The organism is Methanoculleus caldifontis (assembly GCF_032842345.1).
In the GTDB taxonomy this organism is placed as follows: domain Archaea; phylum Halobacteriota; class Methanomicrobia; order Methanomicrobiales; family Methanoculleaceae; genus Methanoculleus; species Methanoculleus caldifontis.
Map to the genome: position 1 here is coordinate 1,240,800 of NZ_WBKO01000001.1, position 24,954 is coordinate 1,265,753.

Below are 24,954 nucleotides of genomic sequence, written 5' to 3' on the forward strand. Positions count from 1 at the left end.
CGCTCACTCCCGCAGGGTGCGGCCTGTCAGCCGCAGGAAGACGTCCTCAAGGGTCGCAGGGCGGACGGTCACCGCCGCCTCGTGCCGGCAGACCTCGAGGAGGTCGCGTGCCACGTCGTGGGGGCGGTCCGTGAAGATCTGGAGCTGATCGCCGGCAGGGTCGTAGTCCACGCCGAGGTCGTTCAAGCGGGCGACCACCTTCTCCGTCCGCTCGACTTCGACGACCTCGCCCCCCGCATGCTCCCTGATGAGGTCTGCCGGGGGCCCTTCGACGAGGATCTTCCCGTGGTCCATGATCACAAGCCGGTCGCAGAGCCGCTCGGCTTCGTCCAGGTAGTGCGTGGTGAGGACGAGGGTGTTCCCCTGCGCCTGAAGGCTCCGGAGTTTCTCCCAGATCAGGTGCCGCGCCTGCGGGTCGAGGCCGATGGTGGGCTCGTCGAGGATGAGCAGTTCGGGTGCGTTGATCAGGGCCCGGGCGATGATCAGCCGCCGTTTCATCCCGCCGGAGAGCTTCTCGATCAGGACGTCCCGCTTCTCCTCAAGCTGCATGAACGTGAGGAGTTCTTCCGCCCGGCGTTCCGCCTCCTGCTTCTCGATGCCGAAGTAGCGGGCGTACACGAGCAGGTTCCGGTAGGCCGAGAAGTCGGGGTCGAGATTGGTCTCCTGGGGCACCACGCCGAGGCGGTTCTTGATCTCCCGCGGGTGCGTATCCGTATCCAGCCCAAAGACCTGCAGGGTGCCGCTGGATTTCGGGGAGATGCACTGGATCATCTTCATGGTCGTCGTCTTTCCTGCCCCGTTCGGGCCGAGAAATCCGAATACCTCTCCCTTCCTGACGTGAAAGTTGATGCGGTCGACCGCGGTGAGATCCTCAAACCGCTTGAAGAGGTCGCGGGCTACGATGATGTCTCCGATTGTTTCTTCCTCCCTGGGAGGTCATGAGGTCGTGCCGATAGAACATTCTTTCGCCTGCCTGCTACCCGGCCCTCCCCCGCGTGCATGCACGCCGATCCCGGAGGGCCGGGCCGGAATTCTCTCCGCCCCGCCCTGCGTCCCGCACTCTTTTTGCCCGGAGAGAACCGAGTATTGTAATTCATCTGGATGCGATGATACCATGATCGACGGTGCTGAGGGATACGCCGGGGCGGGCAGGGCCATCTACCCGTCCGACGCGATATATGTCGGTTCGACGGACAACCGCGGCCGCGGGATCTTCGCCCGCAGGGATCTTGCGGCCGGCGAGTTGATCGAGGTCTGCCCGGTGATCGTGCTCGGCGGGGCGGACGAACAGGAACTCCTTGATAAGACGCATCTCTTCGATTACTACTTCGCGTGGGGAGAGCACCAGGAACTGGCCGCCGTTGCGCTCGGCTACGGGTCGCTCTTCAATCACTCCTACCATGCAAACGCGGATCACGTCTGCGACGTCGCGAGGGGCCAGATCCGTATCTACGCTCACCGCGGTATCCGGCGGGGCGAGGAGATCACCATCAACTACGGCGGCCGGCCCGACTGCCCCGACCCGGTCTGGTTCGACGTGGCGGACGAGGGTGAATAACCCCCGCCCGGTTTTCACGGAGATCCCGGCCCTCCCATGCCGGGGGTTGCCTGAACCGTAGATCGGCTCATGGGGATGACCTCCCGGTTACTACAGGGAGGGTGCCGGGATCTCCAGTGGAATCCCGGGGGTATCCGGGGATCACCGGTGGTCCGGGGGCGCCTCTATAGTTCTCCTGCCGCCTGCCGTCTCCCGGGGAGGTCCTGCCGCCGGATTGAACCCTCGGGGAACTTCCTTTATCTCGAGGAGATCTTCGGGGCCGGAGGAAGACCTGCGGCGGCAGCGGGGATTCCGGCCGTACGGGTGGATATCCCGGCTCTCTCTCACCCCGTAGCCCGACCCGGCCGCAGCCGGTGTCTACCTCCTGATGACCAGCTGCACCTGCTCGGTCCGCACGAGACCGCCGCCGCTCGCGGTCACCGTGGCGTCCACCCTCGCCGTGGAGACGAGGGGCGGGAGATCGGGGGCTGCGAACTCGTACCTGAGCGGAGGGTAGGGCGGGGAGACCATGGCAAGGTCACGGGTGTCGCGGTATACGCCCCCGAGCGCCGTAGCGGAGACCCTGACCTGTACGGGCTCGGAGAAGCCGTTCTCGGGCAGCACCGTGAGCGTGAACCTGATCGCGTCGCCGGACCGGGCCGTGGCGGTTGCGGGCGTCACGCTGATCGAGAACGAGCCGGACGCGCCCGTCACCGGTCTTCCCGTCATGACCGGTCTTCCGGGTCCCTCCTGCACCGGTTCCGGCTGTCCGCGGGGTGCGACCTCGTCCATGAGGAGTCCGTAGAGGACGACGGTGCCGGTGAGCGCGACGCAGAGGAGGGCCGCGACCAGGAGGGGGGAGTATTCTCGTGCCATAATGCCGGTGCCCCGGCGCTCCCGGGGAACTTACGCCGGGGAGCGTTGCCGGGATATTTATGCGTTGCCGCTCTCTGGATCCATGAGCCGCACAGGCCGATCCGTGGCTGCCTGTACGGGACGAGACTTCTCAATGTTCTATGCGGGCCGGGGCTCGCCGCTTCTGCCGGGTGAACGGGTCTCTCAGTCGACGGCAACCATCACCTCTGTCGACTTCACCACGGCGTAGACCGCTTTACCGGCGGCAAGCCCGAGTTCCTCCACGGACTTCTTTGTGATGACCGCAGTGAGTTCCCCGCCGCCGTCCAGAGCAATGACGACCTCCGCGGTGACGACGCCTTCATTCACAGCCTTTACTCTTCCCGGGAGCTGGTTTCTTGCGCTCAATTTCATGGCGCACCGCGGTCCGGCAGCCTGAACCATATAAGTTTCGATCTCCGAAACCGTGCAGGAGACCGTGGTGAACGAGGGCCGATTACTGTGATCTGCTCTCTCCCCTTGATGGGGGTGTAAAAATTGGCGGGGCCGTACGCGCCCCGGGTCATGCCGCATCGATCCGGCGCATGAACTCCCGCACGGCGGCGAGGTAGGCATCGGTGGCTTCGAGATGGTGCTCGTGCGAGGCGTCTTCAAAGACCGCCAGTTCCGATCCCGGCACCAGACTCTGGAAATATGCCAGGGTCGCGGGCGGCGCTTCGTCGTGCTCCCCGCAGGTGAAGAGCACCGGGACCGGGATATCGGCGAGCCGGCCGGTGACGTTGAACGTCCGGAGCGTTCCGGTACAGGTGAACTCGCTCGGCCCCCACATGCCGAGATAGACCGGGAGGGAGAGTTTCTCAAACGTCCTGTTCAGGCAGTCGGGCCAGGCGGGGAGCCTGCAGACGTGCCGGGCGTAGTATGCCCCCATCGCCTCCTGGTATTTTGGGGTGTCGAAGTTCCCGGTCGACTCGGCTTTTCGGACGGTCTCCTGGATCTCTTCGGGGAACGCCGCCAGGTACGCCTGCTGGTCGGCGATCCACCGGCCGGTATCCAGGAGGGGCGCGGAGAGGATCAGGCTCTCCACGCCGTCGGACTCCGGGGAGAGCGCGTATGCGGCTGCGAGCCCTCCTCCCCAGGACTGGCCGAGGAGGTGCACCCGGCGAAGGCCGAGCGCGTCGCGGACCTCGCCGACCTCCGCGACGTAGCGCTCCACCGTCAGGAGGGAGGGGTCGTCGGGCCGGTCGGAGTTCCCGCAGCCGAGCTGGTCGTAGAAGACGACCGGCCTCTCGTCCGCGAGGGCCTCGAGCGGCTCAAGGTAGTCGTGCGATGCCCCCGGCCCCCCGTGGAGGACCAGGAGGGGCGTTCCGGCGCTGCTCCTGCCGACGACCCTGAACCAGACGCGGCCGCCGGTGACGTCGATGTAGCCTTCATGGGTGTCGCCCCCGGACTTCGTTATGGAGACGTTCGATCGGTCGTCCGTTCCGTCTGTCGTGATGCAGAGCGCGAGCAGCGCCGCTGCAGCCGTAAAAAAGAGTAGCAGCATGAGATATCCCCGGTACCTGTCTGGCATGGTCGAACCCCGGTATGCCCGGCCTGATCCCGGCCGCCTTTCCGGTATGTGCTCTGAAGATTGTTTGTCGGGGCATCTCTACAAAAGTTCCGAAACGAACCAGAGTCCCCGACGGTTCTCCGGCGCCCCTTCACCTTCGGGTTCGTGCGGCCGGGCCTGATCCGGTGCAGCGGCCGCGGATCCCCTGTCCGGCCGCGGATTCCGGACACATTCCGGACATTCGCCGCCCCGGCCCCGGGTTGAATCCGGCACATTTAGATATTCGATCCGATCCTCACTCTTCTGTGAGTGTGATGAACTTCCTGCGCATTGGTATCTTCCTCTTCTGCGTAATCCTGAGCGTGCCTGCCGTGGCCGCCGGAAACCTTGCCATTACGGAGCCTTCGGAGAACGAGACCGCTTTCGCCGAGATGCGGGACTTCTATGTCTACGGGGTCTTTCCGGAGCCCCTGGCGCACCCCGGCAACATCCGCGTCGTCCTCAAAGACGAGAGCGGCGCGGTTGTCCGGACGGTGATGAGCTGCGTCAACGAGAGCGGCGTTACGCCGGAGACCTCGGTGGATATGAGCCTTGTTCCGAGTAGCTGGGGAGACATCCTCGCTCCCGACGCCGTCACGGAGCCCGGGGGAGTTACGAACGGCAGCAACAAGGTGCTGGTGACCGATACCTACTACCTCGCCCTGGTGCAGGGCGGCGCGACCCGGGAGATGGGGAGCTACACCGATATCAGCGGCGGGACGCTCGCGCCGATCACGCGGGACCTGACCGCCGGAGCCTACACGCTGGTCGTCGAGGGGCTGGACGGGGATCTGGCCGGCGAGAGGGCGGAGAAGGAGATCGTCTTCGGCACGACCCATGCGTCGCTTGGCTCGTTCCGCCCCGATGCGAATAAGCAGAACGTGATCGGCTGGGCGGAGGAGAAGGCACCCCCGCTGCGTGTATACCTCAACTGGTTCCCGGGATACTTCCGGCTCGGCGAGGCCGGGTACGAGATCCCGGACCGGTGGCAGGCGAACAACGCCGTCGAGGTGGCAAACGATCTCGCGGGGACGACGATCGATACCGTCGCCGCCGCAGAGAACGACTGCCTCGTCTACAACATCGGCAACACCTCCGCGACCCTCCAGGTCGAACTTGCCGCAATCCTCAAGAACGGCCTTGAGGACTCCGGTGGTATGACGTTCACGCACTACGATATCGGCGAGCCCTCGATGGCGTGGACCGACCGGGCGACCGGCACGGCCGCGTCGGCGACGGGGAGGCCGGCGGTCTACCCTGCCGGGACCCGGGTCGTCTACACCCGTGCGGAGATCACGGACGGGCCGGTGCGGGAGAACTACTTCAATACGGTGATAAACGATACCCGGAAGACCGTCGATACGACGCCGATGCAGGTGACGGTCGTGCAGGGGGAGAACCTGACCTTCTACGGGGTGACGCGGCCGATTGCAACGACGCTGACGGGCGCCGGGAGCGCCTGCCGCTACATCCCCGACGACCGGATCGCCACCTACGTCTACGAGAACGAGACGCTTGGGGCGTTCACGTTCACCGGCTGCCTGGTGCGCGAGTTCGACGGCGGGTATCTCGGGTATGCCAACTACGAGTTCGGGCATGCGTTTACGGAGACCGCGGCGATGCCCGTGGGGAGATGGCTGCTCGCGGTGAGCGCCTACAACACGACCGGGGCCTTCGTGGAGAGGACGAACGGGACGATCGAACTCGAGATGACGGCACCGTCGCCGGAGATTCCTCCGCCCACGGCGGGGGTTGCTGCGGTGGCGGCGCCTGCATCGACGAGGGCGCCGGCGGAGGCGCCGGGGTTCGGGGTTGTCCTGGCGCTCGCGGGGCTTCTGGTGGCGGCCGGGGTCCGGCGGGGGTGAGGGGGTGGGGCCCTTCTTTTTGTCTTTCCGGGAAGGGGGCCGGGAGTATCCGGAGCAACGCTGGATGAGCTGGACGGAGAACTATGGGGGGCTTTTGGGCGGCTCCGTAGTGTATCAGGTCTCTGAAAGGGCCTATCGAGCATCCTCATGCACTTGCCGGGCTGCTTCTGACGTAATTGGCTTCCTACTCATGATCCTGGTTGGCGTCATCCCACGTAAAGCCCCTGGTGCGGAGCAGGCTCCGAACCTCGGCACCAATCTCAAGATGCTGCATGATCAGTCAATCGGGCTCTTTTGATATTTCAATCCACACACTCGTGAAGGGTGTGACTGTCGTCGCGGGGTCGAGGACCAGGACGCTCGTGATTTCAATCCACACACCCGTGAAGGGTGTGACTCCGCTTCCGGCCCTCGTCATAGAGCGAGCAATACGATTTCAATCCACACACCCGTGAAGGGTGTGACGCGCCGGCCCCCGGATGTCGTCAGCCAGAGAGGCATTTCAATCCACACACCCGTGAAGGGTGTGACGACGACGTCGGGGTAGTGACCCTGCAGGGCGATCGAATTTCAATCCACACACCCGTGAAGGGTGTGACTAGTATGCGCCGGGTGTGAGGTCATCGAGGAGATAATTTCAATCCACACACCCGTGAAGGGTGTGACCGCGTGGTCTCCGTAGAGGATCTGCTGCTCCTTATTTCAATCCACACACCCGTGAAGGGTGTGACTTGAGCGCCGCGAGCAGACTCCCCAGCCCGGCGGAGGAATTTCAATCCACACACCCGTGAAGGGTGTGACTCGAAAAGTGGGTCACAATCACCGACGCCCTCTCATTTCAATCCACACACCCGTGAAGGGTGTGACCAGGCCCACCGGGGCCACCGGGGGAAGGCAGGCGCATTTCAATCCACACACCCGTGAAGGGTGTGACGGGAGCGCCGAGGTGGTCCCGGTCGGGGCGGACGGATTTCAATCCACACACCCGTGAAGGGTGTGACGTCCTTGCAGATTACTCGACTACGTGCGCCTTGGATTTCAATCCACACACCCGTGAAGGGTGTGACGTGCCTATTGAGGACATGAACGCCGCGATCAGTATTTCAATCCACACACCCGTGAAGGGTGTGACCGTAGCCGGCAACGACCCCCGCCTGAAACGCCTGATTTCAATCCACACACCCGTGAAGGGTGTGACAGCTAAGAGCCCCATCCCCATCCCTCCGCTGAAATTTCAATCCACACACCCGTGAAGGGTGTGACGTGTTAACCGAACAGACAATAGGCGATATACAAATTTCAATCCACACACCCGTGAAGGGTGTGACGCCGCACCGGATGTTGTTGAGGTTCGCCTCCGTATTTCAATCCACACACCCGTGAAGGGTGTGACCGGTCGCCCTCGCGGCGGTCGTCAAGGCCCTGCGCGTATTTCAATCCACACACCCGTGAAGGGTGTGACAAGCGGCCGAGAGGACGCGCCAGCAGTATCAGGAATTTCAATCCACACACCCGTGAAGGGTGTGACCGTGACCGTGCCCGGCCGCGGCGGCGCCATTGCAATTTCAATCCACACACCCGTGAAGGGTGTGACGCATATTCCGCGCCGCCCGCTGCTGGAGGAGTCGATTTCAATCCACACACCCGTGAAGGGTGTGACTGCCATGTCCGTGCTTACACCTCCTGTCCACCTGATTTCAATCCACACACCCGTGAAGGGTGTGACCGCTCGGCGTGAAGAGCAGCTACGTAGATATCAATTTCAATCCACACACCCGTGAAGGGTGTGACATACCTCGGCAAGGAGTGTGTAAAGTTATGTTAATTTCAATCCACACACCCGTGAAGGGTGTGACTCTCGAGCGCCAGGGCCTCGTCCGGGCTGCCGATGACATTTCAATCCACACACCCGTGAAGGGTGTGACGTTCGGCGAATGTCATTATTAACGAATCACTGCGGATTTCAATCCACACACCCGTGAAGGGTGTGACCTTCGAGACCATCAGCCGCATGGCGGACATCTGGCAATTTCAATCCACACACCCGTGAAGGGTGTGACAGGTGCGTTCCTCCTCTTTCTGAAAGAATTTCAATTTCAATCCACACACCCGTGAAGGGTGTGACAGGGCGCGACGCCCTACACGAAGGCAAGCACGTTATTTCAATCCACACACCCGTGAAGGGTGTGACGACGGCACCCGGGGCGCGTATTGTGTTATCGAGATTTCAATCCACACACCCGTGAAGGGTGTGACGGCCGCGGGGGATCGTCGTCGCCCGCGAAGTCAAGATTTCAATCCACACACCCGTGAAGGGTGTGACGGGCATCCCCGACTATCACCAGATCGTAAGCGAGATTTCAATCCACACACCCGTGAAGGGTGTGACACGATGCCCCACAAGGCAAAGGGAGACCTCCAGAGCATTTCAATCCACACACCCGTGAAGGGTGTGACGCGATCGGCGGTCTCCTGGGTCCGGGCCTCGATATTTCAATCCACACACCCGTGAAGGGTGTGACATCGGAGCCAGCCTCCGGAGGCGAGCGCGGTGAAATTTCAATCCACACACCCGTGAAGGGTGTGACGCTCGGAGCCGTGACGCTCGCCAACGGAGGCACCGTATTTCAATCCACACACCCGTGAAGGGTGTGACGGGAGGCCCTTGCCCGGGTGGGACCAGATGGAGTATTTCAATCCACACACCCGTGAAGGGTGTGACAGGGCATCCCCGACTACCGGCAGATCGTGAGTGAGATTTCAATCCACACACCCGTGAAGGGTGTGACTGCCGCGTTCATGGTGCGGGCGTTCGCGCAGCGATTTCAATCCACACACCCGTGAAGGGTGTGACGAGATGCGGTGAATTCGACGACGTTTGCGTGCCGATTTCAATCCACACACCCGTGAAGGGTGTGACCGCAAAACGATCCGGACCACGCCAGACCCTTCGACGATCGGGAGGCTGAACCGAATCTATCGGTATTCAACCAGATGGCAAATAAATGTTGTTTTCACCGAAATGAACGCGTCTGGTGCAATTTCAACTGAACCAAATTAATTCATGCATGTTCCCACAAAGGTCGGTCCCATTCCTGGGCGAACACTCACTATGCATATCGGGGTTGCCATACTCGTAAAGATAATAAAGGACTTTCAAAAATTCCCCGCGAACCTCCCGGGGAATCACTGTGCGCCGGGGGTTCGCAGGGTCATGCGACTAATAATCCCTCCGGATCGTATCCCTCTTTTGCACCGAAGTGCTCCACCCTGTTTTTCCAGTTCTTCCCCAGATAGTAGAACCGGAGGCTGTCCTTGTCCTCGTCGATTATATCACAGAGATCATGTTTAAGCTTTGCAAACCGGGCAGGATCGACGAGACACTCAAAGACGGAGTTCTGCACCCGCTGTCCGTAGTTTACGCACTCTTTCGCTACTCTGCGGAGACGCTTCTTCCCTTCAGGGGTCTCCGTGTTGACATCGTAAGTGACCAGGACCATCATCAGAAAACACCTCAGTTCATAAAGTATGGCGGATAGCCGTCGATATCCCCCCGCAGGAAACGAGCCATCAGCATTGCCTGAACATACGGAAGCAGCCCGATGGATATCTTCTCGTTCAGGTATGGGTGTGTAATCGTATCCTGCTTCCGCTTCTGCCAGGCTCCAATGACCGCTTTGCGTCCGTTCTCGGTCAGGATGACACCCCCGTTCTCTTTTTTGAGGAAATCGCCAGCACTGACCTGTTTCATATTCACGAGGTTCAGCGCAAGCCGGTCGGCCAGAAACGGCCGCAGTTCTTCCATCATGTCAAGCGCCAGGCTCGCCCGACCAGGCCTGTCGGTATGAAAGAACCCGACGTAAGGGTCGAGCCCCACTGTCTCCAGGGCAGACTCGACATCGTGAGCAAGGAGCGTATACAGGAAGGAGAGCAATGCGTTCATGTTGTCCAGCGGCGGCCTCCGGTTCCGCTCGATCAGGTAGAAATCATCCTTCTGCTTGAGGATCAACTCGTCAAGCGTGATGAAGTAGAATTTTGCACAGTTCCCTTCAATCCCGCGAAGGGTATCGGCAGAGTCACACCCTTCTATCTTTAAGAGGTTCTCGATCAGCAGGGCATCCACTGTTCGGACCCTGTCGCAATCGATGACGGCGCCGTGGTCGCGGGCGCCACGGCCAAGCACCGTCCGGCAGTTCACGATCTTGCCGATGATAAAGGACTTTGCGATCTCCAGTGACGCGTCGCAACAATCCGCTCTCCGGTACTGAGTCCGCCGCAGCAGAACATTGCCGCGTACCCTCCCGTTGACCCGTGCCAGGAACTTTCCGGACGGCGTTAAAAACGACAGGCCGACGTTGTTATCCGAACAAAGCCGCATCAGGTGGGGGCTCGCCCCCATATACCCAAAACAGACGATCCCCTCAAGGTTGTGAATCGGGATGCGGAATCTCTCCTCGTTCTCGACCCTGACGATGACGTTCTCCCCCTCGCGGGTGAGGTAGGATTCCGGCGTGGTCACGTACAGCGTGTTCAGTAGTTTCCTCATGTACAGCGTTTCCTGACGAAAGAGATCGACCTTCTGCGATATTCGTGCCGCTATACTCTCCTCAATGCTCAAACGTCCTTTGAGCAGGCCTCTTTCACATGTTTTCGCACATATTTGCCGACGGAGAGGGTCTTCTTCGTCAGCTTCGGCATGCAGATGTTCTGAAGGGAACAGAGATTGCACTTCCGGGAGACATCGGCAGGGGGCGTTACGCCCTTTTTGAATAGATCGTGCATCTCCTCCGACAACGAGCGGACCCGCTCTCTCAGTTCGGCGGATAACGAGAGCGGCACTCTCCGCCGGATCTCGTTGTAGTAGAAGTCGCCCCGCCCAACCCGAACGCCGAACATCTCCTCAAGGCAGATCGCCTGAGCGCACAGCTGGACCTCGTCACGCTCATCGGTCTTCGGTTTCCCTCGCTTGTACTCCACCGGTCTCATCGTCCAGAGGCCTTCGTGGCCCGGAAGGGATATGCCGTCCCCGGAGCGGATGTACTCGACCACGTCGGCCACGCCGTAGAGGCCGAGTGTATGCGAGACGAGGGGAAACGCCCGCGAGATGACGATATCCCCGCGGCTCTCGGTGAAGAACGGGTCATCTACCCGCTGGTGGATCAGGTGGCCCTCCGCCGTCCGGAGGTTCTCCTCCCACTGGCGCTCGACATGGATGAGTGCCCACTGCCGCGGGCAAAAACAGATGTGCTGGATGCCCGACAACGCAAGCAGTTCGTCATCGGGATACCTTACATTCCTCATAACTTTTCGATGACCTCAACCCCGGCGGGCACATCTTTGTCAACGGCAACCCGGTAATCGCCGAATGATCGCGGGGGCATATCCCCGGAGACGCGTTCCACCCTGACCTTGTCGAACAGGAGATGGGACTGGCAGCACCCCAGTGCCGTGTCGTGCTTGAAGACGATCAGTTTCCGGGCGGACAACTTGCCCCGTGAGGCCGAGTGGTCGTGCTCGAACATATTGACGAGGCCCTCCCAGAAGAGTTCCAGGTCGCCCTCGGAAAACCCTGTTGTCTTCTGAGCTAAGTTAGCAGAGACATAGCCCTCGGCGCGGTAAAGCGCATAAGGAACGATCTGCTTCTTACCCATCGTCTGGCCTTTCTCGCTGTCCCGCTCGTTCGCGACCGCCTGGCGGGTGATGGTGACCTCCTGCTGGAAGATCGGGTCGATGCTGCGGGCGAAGTTGAACTGCACCGGCCCCCTGACCTGTCCACAGTTCACTTCCGTGGTCATTACGGCCCCGAACGTCCGGATATCAAAGAAATTCTGGCACATGAATGCGGTCAACTGGCTATCCTTTGGCTTTTTGCTGGAAGGTTCGATGCCAAGATAGTCATACGCCTTCTTGTGCTGGTCGTTTAAGACCACGCCTGATGTGACGTAGATCCCGTAGCCCGGCGTGCCGGCCTTTACGAGATCGACGTAATCCCTGACCTTCCGCTTGAGACAGACGTCAGTGACGATCCCATGCCCGGTTTGCGGGTCGACCCGCGGCATGTTCCCCATGTCCGGGTCGCCGTTCGGGTTCCCGTTCTCAACATCAAACAGCAGTACAAACTCATACCGGTTTTTGATAGGTTCGCTCATGATCACTCAACCTCGCCTGCAACTTCCTCTTTCTTCTTGTAATTCGCCTTCCGCTGGTGGTAGTAACCGAGCATGAACATCCCCTGCTCCTCAAGGCTCAGGTATGCCGGGAACTCGTCAACCCCCGTCAACGTCTCTTCGATCGCCTGGGTCGTCCTGAACCCCCAGTCGGACTTCGCTATGTGGTGCTGCGCAAGTTTCAGCAGAACCGGGAAGACGACGGCAGGGGTCGTCGACGCGCTGCTGAAGTACTTGCTGTTAATCGTGCTCTTCATCTCTCTGTTCGTATCGGCCTGCGCCTTCTCAAGCACTGCAAACAGCCTTCCAAGGCGATACGGCACGCTCGGGTTCTCTTCGTTTAGACTCACGGTAATCATATCCTCCTGTAAATTTGTCAGGCCGGCTCTCGCGAGCCGTAGCAGGTAGGCTTTGATAAAGCCCGCCCGGATAGGGTTAATCGACCGGTCTACCTTTGTCCGGTTGAGGATTGCGCTGTACATCTGGACCGGGTATGGTCCGCCGTTCAGTATCGACCGCATAACGAGGCCGCCAAGGAGCGGGGACGCGGCCTTGTTATCTGAACTCGGAGCAACGGTCTCTCTCAGCAGGCGGTACATCGATACGTACCGCGGACCGCCGTCCCTGACGATCTCCATGTCCAGGTGGTGGCGTGCGGCCCTCACGATGAAGTTGCCAAAGGTGTCAACGTGCCAGAACCGCACCGCAAGTCTTGCGTTATTGGGGGAGAGACCGAGCATGTAGAAATTTGCCTCTGGGTCAGCCCCGATATCTTCGGTGTGGATCTTCTGGCCCTTCCTGACCTTATCGAGGATAGCCCCGATCAGTTCGATTCGCCGCAGGTCCTGTACCCTCGCCGGATCGGAGGGCGCGGCATCGCTATCCTCCTCCGTCTCCTCGCGGGGATCGAAGAAGAGGCTTGCAAGGTCCTCGCAGGCGGTTCCGTTCGTCTCCGCCCAGAAGACAACCGTCGTATCAGCGATGCGCATGCGGTAGTCCGGGCGGGCAAGGAGATAGTTCAGGACAGTGGTGTACTTGAACATCGCCGATTCGCTGATAGGTGCATTGAGACCCTGCTGTTTTCCCGTTTTGCCGTAAGAGCAGAAGGAGTCGTCGTTGAAACTGACGAGCGAAGCACCCGACATCTGGGCGCCGGCCACTCCCTTGAGGTTCTGATGAATCCGCGCTACTGTATCCATTTCTCCGGTCACGAGGCACTGGGCGGTGAACGTATCCCGGTCTCCACGGCCGTCTGAGGAATACCTTTCCCAGGTCTTCCGCACAGATGGTTTCCTGTGCAGAAGGACCCCTTCGCACTCAAAGACAAGATTTCCTCCGGCAAGAAGATCGTCCATGTACTCCACAAGCTTGGAGTGCTTGCTGAAGTTTTCAGGGCTCCAGGAGTCCAGAAATGTGAGTAATGCCCGGATCCCGGGATCGTCAAGGGCATCGAATATCGCATGCTGGCGTTCTCTGAATGCCTCAAAACAGTCCCGTGACCGTTGATGAACTAAAACGACCTCTTTCTCATTCCCGGCGAGGATCGTGTAATCTGGAGATGTATCCTTGCCGGAAGGGTTTGGGAACTTCTCCTCAAACTTGTCTCTCTTGAGTTTCTCGACGCCAAAGACGTACTTCGCGTTGTCGCACAGAACGTAGGGCGCTATACCCGACGAGCGAACCTCCTGCAGGGGCACATCCATACTCTTAGGCCGGGGTTTCTTGTCGTCGCTCCTGAGATCGGCGATGTAAGACAGTTCACCGTCGGGGCTGAGGACCAGCGCAAACGAGACCTTTCCGCTGCTGTATCCCGGCCGGGAGATCGTTACGTCCTCGTCCTCCACCAGTATGTCGTAGTAGCGGCAGAGGGACTGGATGATCATGAGACGCCCCCGAAGGCGAGGCACCTCTGAACGTCGATGATACCGTCTACCATAACCGCCCGGTAAAAGATGGCCTTCATCTCATCAGCGAAATCGATATCATAGAGCATGAACCCGAGATCCTTCTCCCCCGTGTAGCAGGAGGCCGGCATCTCCTCCTCGACGAGCTCGAACCTGACCGGGAACTCGCGGCAGCCGAAGTAGGGGTGGGAGAAACACTGCCCTTTCCGTATCCTGCGAAGCACGATGTTGTAGTGCTTCTCGACGGTATCCTCGGGACCGGCCTGATCGGTCAACTCGAAGTGCGCCTCGATGCCGTAACAGACATCGCGGAGCACCAGGGATGCCCGTTGAACGGCGTCCTGGCTCGAATCCTGGAAAAGAGCAACGTCCCCTCCGCGGAGTGCGCTCTTTACTTTCCCCGCGGGGATCTTACCCGCCCTCTCGTTCCGGCGGATATTGTCGAACTTTACCGGGTTTAATACATGAATTCTGTCGATCTTCCAGCGGATGGCGGGCTTCCAGTGAATCGCTTCGAGGATGCCCCGTGCAGCCGACGGGGTCATCACATCGTAACTCACCCGCTCCGTCTTCATCTCCGGTCGGGTGAAACAGGCGTAATCGCCCCAGACTTTCAGTCGTATTCCATACCCTATCGCCGTCACCTCCCTAAACAATCAGTAGTGATCCCTCCCCACCATTACCCTTTCTATTTATCAGCCCGGTTTCCTCGGAGTATTTGCTTATATCGTTCAGCACGTAGAACCTATCGCCGAAAAGGTCGATTTCACCCGCGCGTTCCAGTTCCCTGAATTCGTTGGGATAGATGGCGATCGTATATCCCTGCAGGCGCCGTGCGTACTTCCACGGTGATTCGCTGGTCCGGAGTTCGTCGACGAGTCTTCTCCCCTCTTTGCCGTAGGGAATGACGAGGTCCTTCGTACCCTGCTCAATGATGCTGAACTTCCAGCCGACATCCTCAAATGGGAATGCAAGGTCCCCGGCTCCTCTCTCGAATGACGGCAGTATCTCTTCCTGGTCAAGCCCCCCGTCACCCTTGTACGAGTAGAGTTTCTGGAAGTAACTCTCGACGGCCGGAAGGGAGAGTGGGTCGTCATAGGTATCCATGACCATCCTGCCGACCTCCGCTGTCAACCGCTGCCAGCTGGTGGCCTGGCCGTATCTCTCGGTCGATCGGAAGACGTAGACCTCCCCCCGTTCTGCCTTCCCCTCACGGTTGCACCGCCCGGCGGCCTGGGCGACGGAGTCGATACCGGCCGTCGCCCGGTAGACGATGGGAAAATCGATATCCACCCCGGCCTCGATCAGCTGCGTCGAAACGACACGGCAGTCAGCACCTTCCTTGAGCAGATCTTTAATCTCCTTAAGCTGTTTTCTCCTGTGAGCGGGGCACATCCGGGCGCTCAGGTGGTAGCACCTGCCATGTTCTGAGAGTGCATCGTGCAGGTGCTGCGCGTGGGCTCTCGTATTGACGATACACAGCACCTGGCGATGCCCCTGCAGCCTGGCAGTGAGTTCTTCATCGCTCAACGGTCCAAGATCGTTCACGTTCACCCGCTGGAACATTTTGTAGAGGTCTCGTGGCGAACGCATGATCTCGATGGGCCTGAGGCATTCATCCAGAAGTTCGCCGAGTTTCGGCTGGGTTGCCGTGCAGATGACAACCGTAGAACCGTAGTTTCGAACGAGTTCCGAGAGTGCCTGAAGACAGGGCCTCAGGTAGTCCGTCGGTAGCATCTGGGCCTCGTCGAGTATGATCACGCTTCGAGCGAGGTTATGGATCTTCCGGCATCTCGACCGCTTATTCGAGAAGAGCGATTCAAAAAACTGGACGTTCGTCGTCACGGTGATCGGCATGTCCCAGTTCTCGGCTGAGAGTTTAAGGAACTGTTCCAGAGATTCGATGTCGTCGTCGGATAGGGTATTGGGGTCGAAGTTGCTGTGGTGCTCCAGCACGTTCCGGCTCCCGAAGATCTTCCTGAATATCGCGGCATTCTGCTCGATAATGCTCGTGTAGGGGATGACGTAGAAGATTCTCTCCAAGCCGTGACGCTGTACGTGCTCAAGTGCAAACGCCATCGACGAGAGCGTCTTCCCCCCGCCGGTTGGGACGGTCAGGGTAAACATCTGCTGGGGGAGGGCAGCCATCTCTCTGCACTGCTCGTAGATCTCTCTCCTCTGCCTGTTGATCGGGGTCTCCTCGACACCGGAGAGGAGGGTGGCCATATGTTCGTCGAATTTCCTGGACAGGGTTTCAAACGATTCATACCTCCCCCGAACAGAGGCTGTAGCAGGATCCGAAAATGCTTCCGTATCAAGAGAGTCCGCATCGACGAGGCATGAATAGAGCATCCGCGTGAAGAAGGCTATCGTAAACCCTGCTCTCTTCTGCACCGGCCGTACAGCCGGGCGGAATCCAGCAAGGTCTGGGGCCCGGATCTCATCCCGATAGGCCGAGTAGTCCGGCAGAAACTTGTTCCCCAGGCGTTCCTCAAGCCCGCTCTCGCTGCTGCCGTAGTTCAACAGGCCGCCGTGATGCCCGGTGATGATGTACTCGAGAATACGGCTGAACTGCTTTGGATACAGCACCCCTACTTCTCGTGCACCGGCGGTCGAGTGGTCGACCCGGATACGAGCTCCTTCCAGGCGCCGTTGAAAGTCGGCCGAGTACTTTCCGATATCGTGCAGCAGACCTCCGGCATAGGCGATATCGCCGGCATGGAATGTGTTGGCAAAATCCGATGCGATATCGGCAACATTCTGGAGGTGGACGCTGAGCAGTTGCCAGTCCTGTTTATCGGGGGCATCTGTGGAGTGAGCATAGTAAATAGGGTCGGTCATCGATCTAACAATTCAATATAGGGGTGATAAATTTAGTCATTCATGTCCGCTCCCCTGGCCGCCCCTATGCCAAAAAAAGATTGGATCGTCTGCATCACGAGCAGATGCCGGCCCCCTCCCCCCCGGCGGCACCCCGCTTCCCACAGATCTGCACCACCTTCTCCGGCTCGTACCGCAGGACGACCTCGCTCGTCCTCCCGCCGGCCTGCCCCCGGATCAGGTCGACCAGCCGCAGGGCGTCGAGTTTCTGCAGCCGCTTGAAGAAGGCCGTATAGCTGACCTTCGGTTTCCCCTCCTCATCGGTGTAGATCGTGCCGGAGACCAGCGGCCCGGCCTCCTCCTGAGACAACTCCGCGATCCGCCGGAGCAGCAACCGCTCGTCTGCAGAGAACGCCCGGATGGTGCAGACATCCTCCTCGACAACCTCGGTGCGGACGGCACACTCTGCGTTCAGCACCGCCCGCTTCACCAGGTCAAGCCCCACCCGGACGTCGCCAGATTCCATCGTCTGCTACAACCCCGCGACCGGCAACCCCGGGGGAAAAGCGTTATCCTGACGGGGGGCAACAGGAGTATGATACGGTATGCTTACGGCCGATGGCATCCTCGGTGCGCTGACAGAACACCGCGAACGGATCAGGAGCCTGGGCGTCCGGCGGATCGGGGTCTTCGGGTCGTTTGCCCGGGGCGAAGAGCGCGAAGAGAGCGATATCGATATCCTCATCGAGTTCGAGGAAGGAGGCCGCTCCTTTGACACGTACATGGACCTCAAATTTTTCCTCGAAGATCTCTTGGGGAGGAGAGTCGACCTCGTCGACCGCGATGCCATAAAGCCGGCTCTCGCGCCGCACATCCTCCGGAGTGTTCGATATGTCCCGGGAGTATAACCTCTATCGTATGGGACGGTTGCACTTTCAGTGCAACTGCCTCAGATCTCCGATCTGGGGCACTGTTCGGAACAAGATCCCGGAACTACAGGTTGCAGTCAGGCAGATGCTCGATGACGAGGCCGCCTGATCACCCCTCTGCCGTGGTTCGGGGCCCGAGAACGCTTACTCTGTCGTTTCAGCTCGCCTATTCGTGCCGGGGAACCTTCCTGCACTTCAAAAGACTGATACGGGGTGAGCGTCATACTACCCAGCAGAGATACGGTCGGGTGAGATGGCAGGACGTACATTGACCGGGACAGCGCGGGAGACCATCGTCGCGATACTCACCAGAAACGATGCCGAGTGGATCGCGATCTTCGGCTCGTATTCGCGGGGATCTGCCGGCCCGGAGAGCGATATCGATATCCTGGTCCGGTTCGCCCGCAAAAAAAGCCTCTTTTCGCTTGTCCGGATCGAGGACGAACTCACCCGGGCTCTTGGCATGAAGGTGGACCTCGTCACCGAGAACGCCGTCAGCCCCTACCTTGCCGATGCAATATACCGTGACGCTGTGGTGATCTATGACGCCGGAGGACCTCGCATACCTTCATCACATCCTTGATGCCGTAACGAGCATCGAGGAGTTCTCCGAAGGTATCGGATCGGCGGAGGATCTCCGAAACCGCCGGCTGGAGCGTGCCGGGATCAAGCGCATGCTGACCATTCTCGGCGAGGCGGCAAAGATGGTATCGCCGGAGTTACGCGCTGAGCACCCGGAGATTCCCTGGAGGGAGGCAGCCGGGATGCGGGATAAGATCGTCCACCACTACTTCGGCGTGGATTACGAAGCAGTCTTCCTGACCCTTCGCGATGATCTCCCGCTCCTCGAGCAGGGGATCAGGGCTGTTCTTGGCGAGGCCGGACGCTAGATCCATGCGAGCACTACACCGCGAAGGTGAACTTCGTCAACGAGGATACCGGCAAGCGGGTCGGGAACGTCTCCCTGCAGTCCCCCTCGATCGCCGCCTTCGAGGCGAACGCCGCCGCGGTGATGAATAACGCGGCCCTCGCGACCGCGATGGGCGGGGAGGCCGGGCGGAACTTCGCCCACGAGACCTACTATGCCCAGCTCAGGTGCCACGACCCGTCGGGCGTGTCGCACCTGCCGGTGCTCCTGCTCCTGTTCGAAGCCTGATGGCTTCTCAAGCTCCGGGCATTGTCCGTCGCTCCCTGAGGGCCAGTCGCGACTCCTACGTCACCTTCACCCGGAAGACCGTCCGGATCTCGTCCTACCAGGACGACGCCATCCGGAACGCCGTCGAGACCTGGGCGGACGCGATCCCCGCACCGGGGTGAGGGGGACTCTTCCCCCGCTTTTTTGACCGAACCTTTGTACCGGCGTACAGGAGATATCTATACTAAAGAGAACGGCGCATATCCCGATCAGGAATGGATACCGTCACACGCGAGGCCGGCGGGGAGTGCGCGAGGATCATCGGCATTCTCCGGGGGAAGAAGGCATACCTGGAGGAGACCTATCATGTCGGATCCATCGGCATCTTCGGCTCGTGCCGGCGCGGCGAGGAGCGCGAGGAAAGCGACGTGGACATCCTGGTCGAGTTCTCCGAGGTGCCGGGGATCTTCGGGTTTCTCAGGCTTGAGCGATACCTCTCCGAGATCCTCGGCAAACCTGTGGACCTGGTCGAAAAGAGCGCGCTCAAACCCCGCATCGGCCGCCGCATCCTGAATGAGGTCATCTACGCATGACGGCCCCGCGCGGCACGCTCGATTATCTGGACGATATCCTTGATGCCGTCGAGAAGATCGAGATCTTCACCCGGGGCATGTCGTATGAGGAGTTCTCCGGGGACGACAAGACCGTCTACGCGGTCACGCGAGCGCTGGAAGTGATCGGCGAGGCGGCGAAGTGCATCCCTCGATCGGTCAGGGAGAATTACCCCGGGTACCCCTGGACTGAAATGGCCGGTATGCGCGACAAACTGATCCATGCCTACTTCGGGATCAACAGGACAATCATCTGGAGGACGATCCGGGATGATATCCCTCCGCTCAGGTCTGCGATGCAGGCTCTCCGTGATGACCTGGCTGCGAGCGGCGACCGCCGGTAGCACGGACGGCGACGAGGGGGTCCCGGTCCGCAACCGATTCGGGATGGTTGAGTGCGGTGCTTCCGGTGCACACCCTGTCCTGGCCCAGCGAGACCGGTAAGTGGGCTCACCGGTTATCCGTGCATTTTCAACCCGCGCACGGCCCGCGTTTAACAACACCCTCTTCTCCAGACTGACGTATGACACATTCCCCTCTCCTCCGCAGCGACCAGACCCTTTTCAGAGATCCCGACGTCTTCGAGCCCGCGGTTCGTCTCTCCGACCGCCCCCACCCCCCTAATGTCCGGAACTCCTCTGGTCCTCCCGGGCCGGGAGTTCGTGCTCCACGTTTGTTTAATATATTGAACGATCATTCAATATACTGCATGCTCCGGGAGTTCGAGACGTTTGTCGGGTTCCGGGTCCTCGCCTGGTTTCTCACTCACCCCACGGGCGAGATCCACATCAATAAACTCGCCCGGGAGATTGGGGTCAGTCCGGGAAGCGTCAAAGCGTATGCCGATGCCTTCGAGCGCGACGGGTTGATCACCATTACGCGACTCGGCACCGCACGGCTCCTCTCCCTCGACAACGACTCCTTTGCTGTCCGGGAGTTAAAGCGGGCCTGCATGGCCCTCCTCCTTGTCCGGGCCGGCATCGAGGACCTCGCGCCGGAGAGCATCGCGGTCGCGGTCTACGGGAGCACTGCGGCGGGGACCTTCGATGAGCAGAGCGACATCGACATCCTGATCATCGGTGACGAGAGTCGGGTCGATCACGGCCGGGTGCCGGCACTTGAGGCGGAGACCGATCGAGAGGTGCAGTTGACGGTTGTCCCCTACTACCGGTGGGAGCAGATGAAAGAGGAAGGCGACCCGTTTGTCGCGAGCGTCCTGCGAAACCACATGCTTGTCAGGGGGGCTCGCCTATGAGGTGGCGGGAGTGCGTCGACCGCGGCCTCATCCGCCCCGACCCCGGAGCGTTGGAGCGTGTCCCCGGCTCTCTCGCATCCGCGGCGAGGTTCCTTCGCGCGGCGGAGAAGAACGTGGCGATCGAAGAGTGCGAGATGGCTCACCTTGCTGCGTACAACAGTGCGTTTCATAGTGTCCGGACGTTTCTCTACGCTGCAGGCTACGTCGAGCGGAGCCATGCCTGTCTCGTCACCGCGGTACGGCATATCTCTGGTGACGAGCCTGAGCTCGCTGATCTCCTGAACGCCTTTGATAAACTCCGGGTTGCCAGGCACAACGTCCAGTACAGCGGATCGCTTGTCTGTGAGGAGGAAGCAGCGTTCTGCATCCGGCTGGCTCATCGGGCCCTCGTTCTGGCCCGGCAGCGGTTCGGGTAGAGGGCGGTTCGCCTCAACTTCATTGTCTACCGATTTTGAGGGCTCTCATAAGGAAGACGCAGTGAGTGAGACCCGCTGAGAGCAAACCGGGGGTGAATTGTGCAGACGGTGTCTGCGCAATTGGTTGCCCGGCGGGAGCGGCCGCATCGGATTGACACAAGTTACACCAGCCGGGGGACACCCCACTCCGGCCTCCTGGAGAGGTGCCCGGCGATCGGCCACTACGATGCCACCGTGACGGAGGGCGCTCCTCATCGTGCAGGAGAACGGTACCGCACGGACCGGCGTTTACACTGCGAATCGAACAACAGATGACCGTGCGGAGAACCAGAAATGCGGGTTAAACGTCATTGTTCAGGCAATGACGCACTGCGATGGGCCTGGCCGGATTCGAACCGGCGATCTTCGCCGTGTAAGGGCGACGTCATGACCAGCTAGACCACAAGCCCTGCGGGTGCCTTACAGTATTTTGCACCGTGACGGATAAACGTGTTGCCTCGCCGGGGATTCCCGTCCCGTCGAGCGCGGCATCTCCCGGCCCTCATGGCTCGCGCTTGTAAACCTCTCCTCAAAAACCCCCACCGTCCGCGCTTCGCGCTCCTCCGGGAGCGTCGTTCGAGCACCGCTAGGTGCGCAGGAGGATGCTCCTCCGGGAGCGTCGTTCGAGCACCGCTAGGTGCGCAGTCCCATGGAATGCCGTATAATGCGACCCCCAGCGTTCCAATAAGAAACCGCTCGCCGGATGCCCCGATAGAGATGCCTCTCCTGGAAAGTTGAGGGTATGTATCAGGCCTGAAAAAAAAGGGTTCAGATGAACCCGAAGGACTTGAGCGTCACTTCGGGGTTGACGGCTCCCACGTGGTAGACCTTACCCTCGGAGAGCTCGTTGATGACGACCTCGGCAGGGGAGAAGAGCGAGGTGTCGATCTGGTAGAAGTCGAAGTTGGCTTCCTTGAAGATATCGTAGAACGGTTTTCCGTACCCCTTGGACGTGTTGCTCGGGATCTTGTCCAGGTAGTCCTTGATCTCGGGGGCGTTCATCGTCAACATGATGCTGCCGTGGTAGATCGTGGCGTCGTTGGTGCTGCCCATCGCCTTCGTCCCGTCCTTCTTGACGGGGGCGATCGGGGCGTGGCCGATACCGGCGGTGATCTTCTTCGTGTCAAAGCCGAGCTCGTTCAGCTTGTAGACCGCGGTCTCGACGCAGCGGCCGGCGACCTGGATCGAGCCGACGAGGGAGGCCGTGGGGGCGACGACCGCGCAGGTGTTCGCGACGTCCACGTTGCAGGCCTCGGCGATCTTCTCCATCACGGCGGCGTTCGGGAGGTGGTCGCTCTCAAGGCAGATGACGGCGTAGTCGAACTCGTCCTCGTACTCGATCACCTCGTAGGTGTGCTTGGGCTTCAGGGAGAGCGCCCGTGCCGGGCCGCTGCCCATCGCGAAGTACTTGTTGACGTTGATCGTCCAGCCCGCTTTCTGGGCGCCGAGGCACGCGATGGACGGGAAGTCGGTGCTGACCTCGATGAACGGGACTGGGAACTCGCCGATCCGGCCCATCGTGATATCGACCTCGCCGAGCCCGCCCATGCAGATCTCGGTGAACCGTCTTCCTGCCAGGTACCCGCCCGTGGTGCTGACGCCGCAGTCTACGATGCGTGCGCCGTTGTCGAGCTCGTGCGGGACAGCATGAAACTCCTCTGCGTATTCGAAGAGCTCCTCAAATATATCCAGTGCCAGTTCGTTCACGCTGAGCATGTGGAAAACCTCATCAGAATACAAGCGGTGCCAGAACAGATAAGGATTATGAAAGAGATGTCTGCTCCTCGCGTAGGTACTCGAGGACACGCCCCGGATCGTAACGCAGGCTGATCAGCCTGGTCCGTCCTCTCCCCTGGCGGTAATGCAGGTTCAAGAGCCGCATCGCGTCGAATTTCCCGATAATCTCGTAGAATTTGGTGTAACTGACGTTCACCTCCTCCTTGACGAACCGGTAGACATCGCCGGCGTTCATCTCCTGGTCGTCGCGTCCCGACATCTCCGCGATCCTGGCAAGAACCCCCCTCTCCTCGCCCCTGAGCGTCCGGAGCGAGAACGCAAGGTGCAGGTACCGGGAGATCTCGTAAGCGCTGCAGATATCCTCCCGCTCGATCGAGCGGCGTGCCGCCTTTTCGGCGTTCAGCGTCGCCCGCCTGAGGAGATCGATGCCTACCCGGAGGTCGCCGTTCTTCATCGTCTGCTCCACCACGAGGTCGAGCATCTCGGACCGGACGACGTTCGGGTAGAGGCCCTGCATCACCCGCTCCTCGAGGATGTCGTGGACCTCCTCCTTTGAGTAGGGCGGGAAGTAGATCTCCGTGGGGCGGAAGACCGACGCCACCCGTGCGTCCACCTCGCTCTGCAGGTGAACGGACATATCGCTCACGATCGCGATCACGCCTATCCGGACGCCGGGATAGGCCTCGTGCGACCGGAGGAGCGGGTAGAGGACGTGGTTGATCTCGTTCTCGTAGAGGAGGTAGTTGGCATCGTCGAGGGCCACCAGAAGCACCTGCTCCTCACGCAGGAGGACCCGGGCTATGGCGTCGAAGACCTGCTTGAACGACGTGCCCGAGGCCGGGGGCAGGTGCCCGGTGACCCGGCGGTAGATCTGGGAGAAGATGGCGAACTTGGTGTTGTCGATCTGGCAGTTGATGTAGACGGGGACCAGTTTCTTCGTGGTCTCCTCGATATCGGAGAAGATCTTCTTGACGCTCGTTGTCTTTCCCGTCCCCGGGAGGCCCCGGCAGATGGTGTTCAGGGGCCGGACACCTCGCAGGCCCGGTTTGACCTGGAACGCAATCTCCTGGATCTGGGCGTCACGATGGTTGAACTGCTCGGGGACGTAATCGATCTCGAAGACTTCAGGGTCCCGAAAGAGCGTCTCGTCCCACATGAGCAGGTTCTTCTTCATTATACACTCCTCGGATACTGTAGTATAAATAACCTCCAGGTTTTATTTTCCCTATCGAGCAGATTTGGCGCAGCTTACGGTTGTTCCATGCACTTCTTGCAGAGCGTTTTGCTCATGAAGAGCTGAGAGAGCTTCGCCTGCGATTTCGTCACTGCTGCACCGCAGATCTCGCAGACCTCTCCCGCGGAGGCTGCGGGCGGCTGTGCTGCAGCCGGTTCCTGGTGCGGCGGCGCTTCTTCCGCTGCCGGCTCCTCCGGTTTTGCGGCCGGCTCGGGGGTCGGAGGCTGCTCCGGTGCCGGGGGGATTGCTGCCGCGATCAGCTCGACAGAAGGGCAGGCCCTCTTCTCCTCCGGGTGTGCCGGTTCTTCCTCGCGGAGAGCAGGTGCCGCCGGTTCTTCTGCCCGGACAGGGGGCGCTGCCGGCTCTTCCTCGCGGACAGGGGGCGCTGCCGGGGCGGGGGTCTCGGCCTCAGCCTCTACCGGCTCTTCTGCAGGTCTCTCCTGGTCTGCAGACCTGGCCTTCAGGACGCGCCGGCGATACGCATCCACCCGTTCGGCGGTCGCCGGATCGCCGCGGCCGAGCCGGGCAAGCACTCCGTCGAGAAACGTGATCAGTTCGTCCACATCTTCCTGGGTCTCTACATCACCCTCGACCTCGAGGCGGAGGTTTTCATAGTTCTGGAGGTTGATGGTGATCCCGATGGTGACTTCCCTTTTTCCGGACATATATTGTAATAAATATTGTATTCCATTATATACAATTCCACCGGCGACTCACGTAGCCTCCCGATTCGGCCCTTCAGGCCTCGATTAACCCTCGCCGGGATCCGTGGCGGCCCGGGGTCCCGGGCGGGTGCTCATGGGGAGATATGCGGCTCATCCGGTTTCCAGCCCCGCCCCCGGCGTATCTGATGCCTGTGCAG

26 protein-coding genes, 1 tRNA gene and 1 CRISPR repeat array are annotated in these 24,954 nt (G+C 60.4%); of the genes, 11 read left to right on the top strand and 16 right to left on the bottom strand.

The window, feature by feature from the left end; genetic code table 11:
* Window positions 1–3: 3 nt before the first annotated feature.
* Window positions 4–915, bottom strand: a complete 912-nt coding sequence (locus tag F8E02_RS06355) for an ABC transporter ATP-binding protein (RefSeq protein WP_317065158.1) — start codon at window positions 913–915, stop codon at window positions 4–6.
* Between the two features lie 199 nt (window positions 916–1,114).
* Between F8E02_RS06355 and F8E02_RS06360 the strand changes: the two genes are divergently transcribed.
* Window positions 1,115–1,558, top strand: a complete 444-nt coding sequence (locus F8E02_RS06360; protein ID WP_317064649.1) for an SET domain-containing protein — start codon at window positions 1,115–1,117, stop codon at window positions 1,556–1,558.
* A gap of 357 nt (window positions 1,559–1,915) precedes the next feature.
* On the opposite strand, the gene F8E02_RS06365 is transcribed toward F8E02_RS06360, so the two are convergent.
* The 3 genes from F8E02_RS06365 to F8E02_RS06375 form a co-directional block, all read right to left on the bottom strand.
* The gene (locus F8E02_RS06365; protein ID WP_317064650.1) at window positions 1,916–2,413 is read right to left on the bottom strand and encodes a hypothetical protein; all 498 of its coding nucleotides are present in this window, start codon (window positions 2,411–2,413) and stop codon (window positions 1,916–1,918) included.
* A 183-nt stretch (window positions 2,414–2,596) separates the two neighbouring features.
* Window positions 2,597–3,007 carry a TOBE domain-containing protein gene (locus tag F8E02_RS06370; protein WP_317064651.1) on the bottom strand — a complete coding sequence of 137 codons (411 nt, stop codon included), beginning with the start codon at window positions 3,005–3,007 and terminating at the stop codon, window positions 2,597–2,599.
* Window positions 2,955–3,935 (bottom strand): proline iminopeptidase-family hydrolase, encoded by a 981-nt coding sequence (locus F8E02_RS06375; protein WP_317064652.1) that lies wholly within the window; start codon window positions 3,933–3,935, stop codon window positions 2,955–2,957. Before F8E02_RS06375 ends, F8E02_RS06370 begins: the two co-directional genes overlap by 53 nt.
* A gap of 320 nt (window positions 3,936–4,255) precedes the next feature.
* On the opposite strand from F8E02_RS06375, the gene F8E02_RS06380 reads away from it, so the two are divergent.
* Complete coding sequence (locus F8E02_RS06380; protein ID WP_317064653.1) at window positions 4,256–5,845, top strand: PGF-CTERM sorting domain-containing protein; 1,590 nt, start codon at window positions 4,256–4,258, stop codon at window positions 5,843–5,845.
* Between the two features lie 299 nt (window positions 5,846–6,144).
* A CRISPR array of direct repeats spans window positions 6,145–8,765; the repeat unit is 32 nt; unit sequence ATTTCAATCCACACACCCGTGAAGGGTGTGAC.
* 292 nt (window positions 8,766–9,057) lie between these two features.
* Here the strand turns inward: F8E02_RS06380 and cas2 are convergent.
* The 8 genes from cas2 to F8E02_RS06420 form a co-directional block, all read right to left on the bottom strand.
* On the bottom strand, window positions 9,058–9,348 hold the full coding sequence (gene cas2 / locus F8E02_RS06385) for a CRISPR-associated endonuclease Cas2 (protein ID WP_317064654.1): 291 nt from the start codon (window positions 9,346–9,348) through the stop codon (window positions 9,058–9,060).
* Between the two features lie 11 nt (window positions 9,349–9,359).
* Window positions 9,360–10,391: a type I-C CRISPR-associated endonuclease Cas1c gene (cas1c, locus tag F8E02_RS06390; protein WP_317064655.1), complete on the bottom strand. Its 1,032-nt coding sequence runs from the start codon at window positions 10,389–10,391 to the stop codon at window positions 9,360–9,362.
* Window positions 10,392–10,459: 68 nt separating this feature from the next.
* Entirely contained in the window at window positions 10,460–11,146 is a 687-nt protein-coding gene (cas4, locus tag F8E02_RS06395; protein WP_317064656.1) for a CRISPR-associated protein Cas4, read from the bottom strand.
* A complete protein-coding gene (gene cas7c / locus F8E02_RS06400; RefSeq protein WP_317064657.1) occupies window positions 11,143–11,994 on the bottom strand; it encodes a type I-C CRISPR-associated protein Cas7/Csd2 in 852 nt (283 codons plus the stop codon). Before cas7c ends, cas4 begins: the two co-directional genes overlap by 4 nt.
* A 2-nt stretch (window positions 11,995–11,996) precedes the next feature.
* Window positions 11,997–13,895 carry a type I-C CRISPR-associated protein Cas8c/Csd1 gene (gene cas8c, locus F8E02_RS06405; RefSeq protein WP_317064658.1) on the bottom strand — a complete coding sequence of 633 codons (1,899 nt, stop codon included), beginning with the start codon at window positions 13,893–13,895 and terminating at the stop codon, window positions 11,997–11,999.
* On the bottom strand, window positions 13,892–14,572 hold the full coding sequence (gene cas5c, locus F8E02_RS06410) for a type I-C CRISPR-associated protein Cas5c (RefSeq protein ID WP_317064659.1): 681 nt from the start codon (window positions 14,570–14,572) through the stop codon (window positions 13,892–13,894). The genes cas8c and cas5c overlap by 4 nt, the downstream gene beginning before the upstream one ends.
* Complete coding sequence (cas3, locus tag F8E02_RS06415; RefSeq protein WP_317064660.1) at window positions 14,565–16,757, bottom strand: CRISPR-associated helicase Cas3'; 2,193 nt, start codon at window positions 16,755–16,757, stop codon at window positions 14,565–14,567. Before cas3 ends, cas5c begins: the two co-directional genes overlap by 8 nt.
* A gap of 94 nt (window positions 16,758–16,851) precedes the next feature.
* Entirely contained in the window at window positions 16,852–17,262 is a 411-nt protein-coding gene (locus F8E02_RS06420) for a Cdc6/Cdc18 family protein (protein WP_317064661.1), read from the bottom strand.
* Between the two features lie 79 nt (window positions 17,263–17,341).
* Here F8E02_RS06420 and F8E02_RS06425 point away from each other — a divergent pair, with 79 nt between their 5' ends.
* From F8E02_RS06425 to F8E02_RS06465, 9 genes are all read left to right on the top strand, one after another.
* Entirely contained in the window at window positions 17,342–17,644 is a 303-nt protein-coding gene (locus tag F8E02_RS06425) for a nucleotidyltransferase family protein (protein WP_317064662.1), read from the top strand.
* Window positions 17,645–17,918: 274 nt separating this feature from the next.
* Entirely contained in the window at window positions 17,919–18,248 is a 330-nt protein-coding gene (gene mntA / locus F8E02_RS06430) for a type VII toxin-antitoxin system MntA family adenylyltransferase antitoxin (RefSeq protein ID WP_317064663.1), read from the top strand.
* Window positions 18,208–18,555 (top strand): HepT-like ribonuclease domain-containing protein, encoded by a 348-nt coding sequence (locus F8E02_RS06435; RefSeq protein ID WP_317064664.1) that lies wholly within the window; start codon window positions 18,208–18,210, stop codon window positions 18,553–18,555. The genes mntA and F8E02_RS06435 overlap by 41 nt, the downstream gene beginning before the upstream one ends.
* Window positions 18,556–18,581: 26 nt before the next feature.
* The gene (locus F8E02_RS06440; RefSeq protein WP_317064665.1) at window positions 18,582–18,821 is read left to right on the top strand and encodes a hypothetical protein; all 240 of its coding nucleotides are present in this window, start codon (window positions 18,582–18,584) and stop codon (window positions 18,819–18,821) included.
* Window positions 18,821–18,982, top strand: a complete 162-nt coding sequence (locus F8E02_RS06445; protein WP_317064666.1) for a hypothetical protein — start codon at window positions 18,821–18,823, stop codon at window positions 18,980–18,982. Before F8E02_RS06440 ends, F8E02_RS06445 begins: the two co-directional genes overlap by 1 nt.
* Before the next feature lie 93 nt (window positions 18,983–19,075).
* Window positions 19,076–19,393, top strand: coding sequence for a nucleotidyltransferase family protein (locus F8E02_RS06450; RefSeq protein WP_317064667.1), 318 nt, complete (start codon window positions 19,076–19,078; stop codon window positions 19,391–19,393).
* Window positions 19,390–19,755: a HepT-like ribonuclease domain-containing protein gene (locus F8E02_RS06455; RefSeq protein ID WP_317064668.1), complete on the top strand. Its 366-nt coding sequence runs from the start codon at window positions 19,390–19,392 to the stop codon at window positions 19,753–19,755. Before F8E02_RS06450 ends, F8E02_RS06455 begins: the two co-directional genes overlap by 4 nt.
* A gap of 365 nt (window positions 19,756–20,120) precedes the next feature.
* Complete coding sequence (locus F8E02_RS06460; protein ID WP_317064669.1) at window positions 20,121–20,666, top strand: nucleotidyltransferase domain-containing protein; 546 nt, start codon at window positions 20,121–20,123, stop codon at window positions 20,664–20,666.
* Window positions 20,663–21,082: a HEPN domain-containing protein gene (locus F8E02_RS06465; protein WP_317064670.1), complete on the top strand. Its 420-nt coding sequence runs from the start codon at window positions 20,663–20,665 to the stop codon at window positions 21,080–21,082. Before F8E02_RS06460 ends, F8E02_RS06465 begins: the two co-directional genes overlap by 4 nt.
* 375 nt (window positions 21,083–21,457) lie before the next feature.
* On the opposite strand, the gene F8E02_RS06470 is transcribed toward F8E02_RS06465, so the two are convergent.
* The 4 genes from F8E02_RS06470 to F8E02_RS06485 all read right to left on the bottom strand — a co-directional run bounded on the left by F8E02_RS06470 (window position 21,458) and on the right by F8E02_RS06485 (window position 24,757).
* Window positions 21,458–21,531, bottom strand: a tRNA-Val gene (locus F8E02_RS06470).
* Window positions 21,532–21,889: 358 nt separating this feature from the next.
* Window positions 21,890–22,837: a methenyltetrahydromethanopterin cyclohydrolase gene (mch, locus tag F8E02_RS06475; RefSeq protein ID WP_317064671.1), complete on the bottom strand. Its 948-nt coding sequence runs from the start codon at window positions 22,835–22,837 to the stop codon at window positions 21,890–21,892.
* A gap of 46 nt (window positions 22,838–22,883) precedes the next feature.
* Window positions 22,884–24,032 carry an ORC1-type DNA replication protein gene (locus F8E02_RS06480; protein WP_317064672.1) on the bottom strand — a complete coding sequence of 383 codons (1,149 nt, stop codon included), beginning with the start codon at window positions 24,030–24,032 and terminating at the stop codon, window positions 22,884–22,886.
* A 74-nt stretch (window positions 24,033–24,106) separates the two neighbouring features.
* The gene (locus F8E02_RS06485; protein ID WP_317064673.1) at window positions 24,107–24,757 is read right to left on the bottom strand and encodes a hypothetical protein; all 651 of its coding nucleotides are present in this window, start codon (window positions 24,755–24,757) and stop codon (window positions 24,107–24,109) included.
* Window positions 24,758–24,954 lie beyond the last annotated feature (197 nt).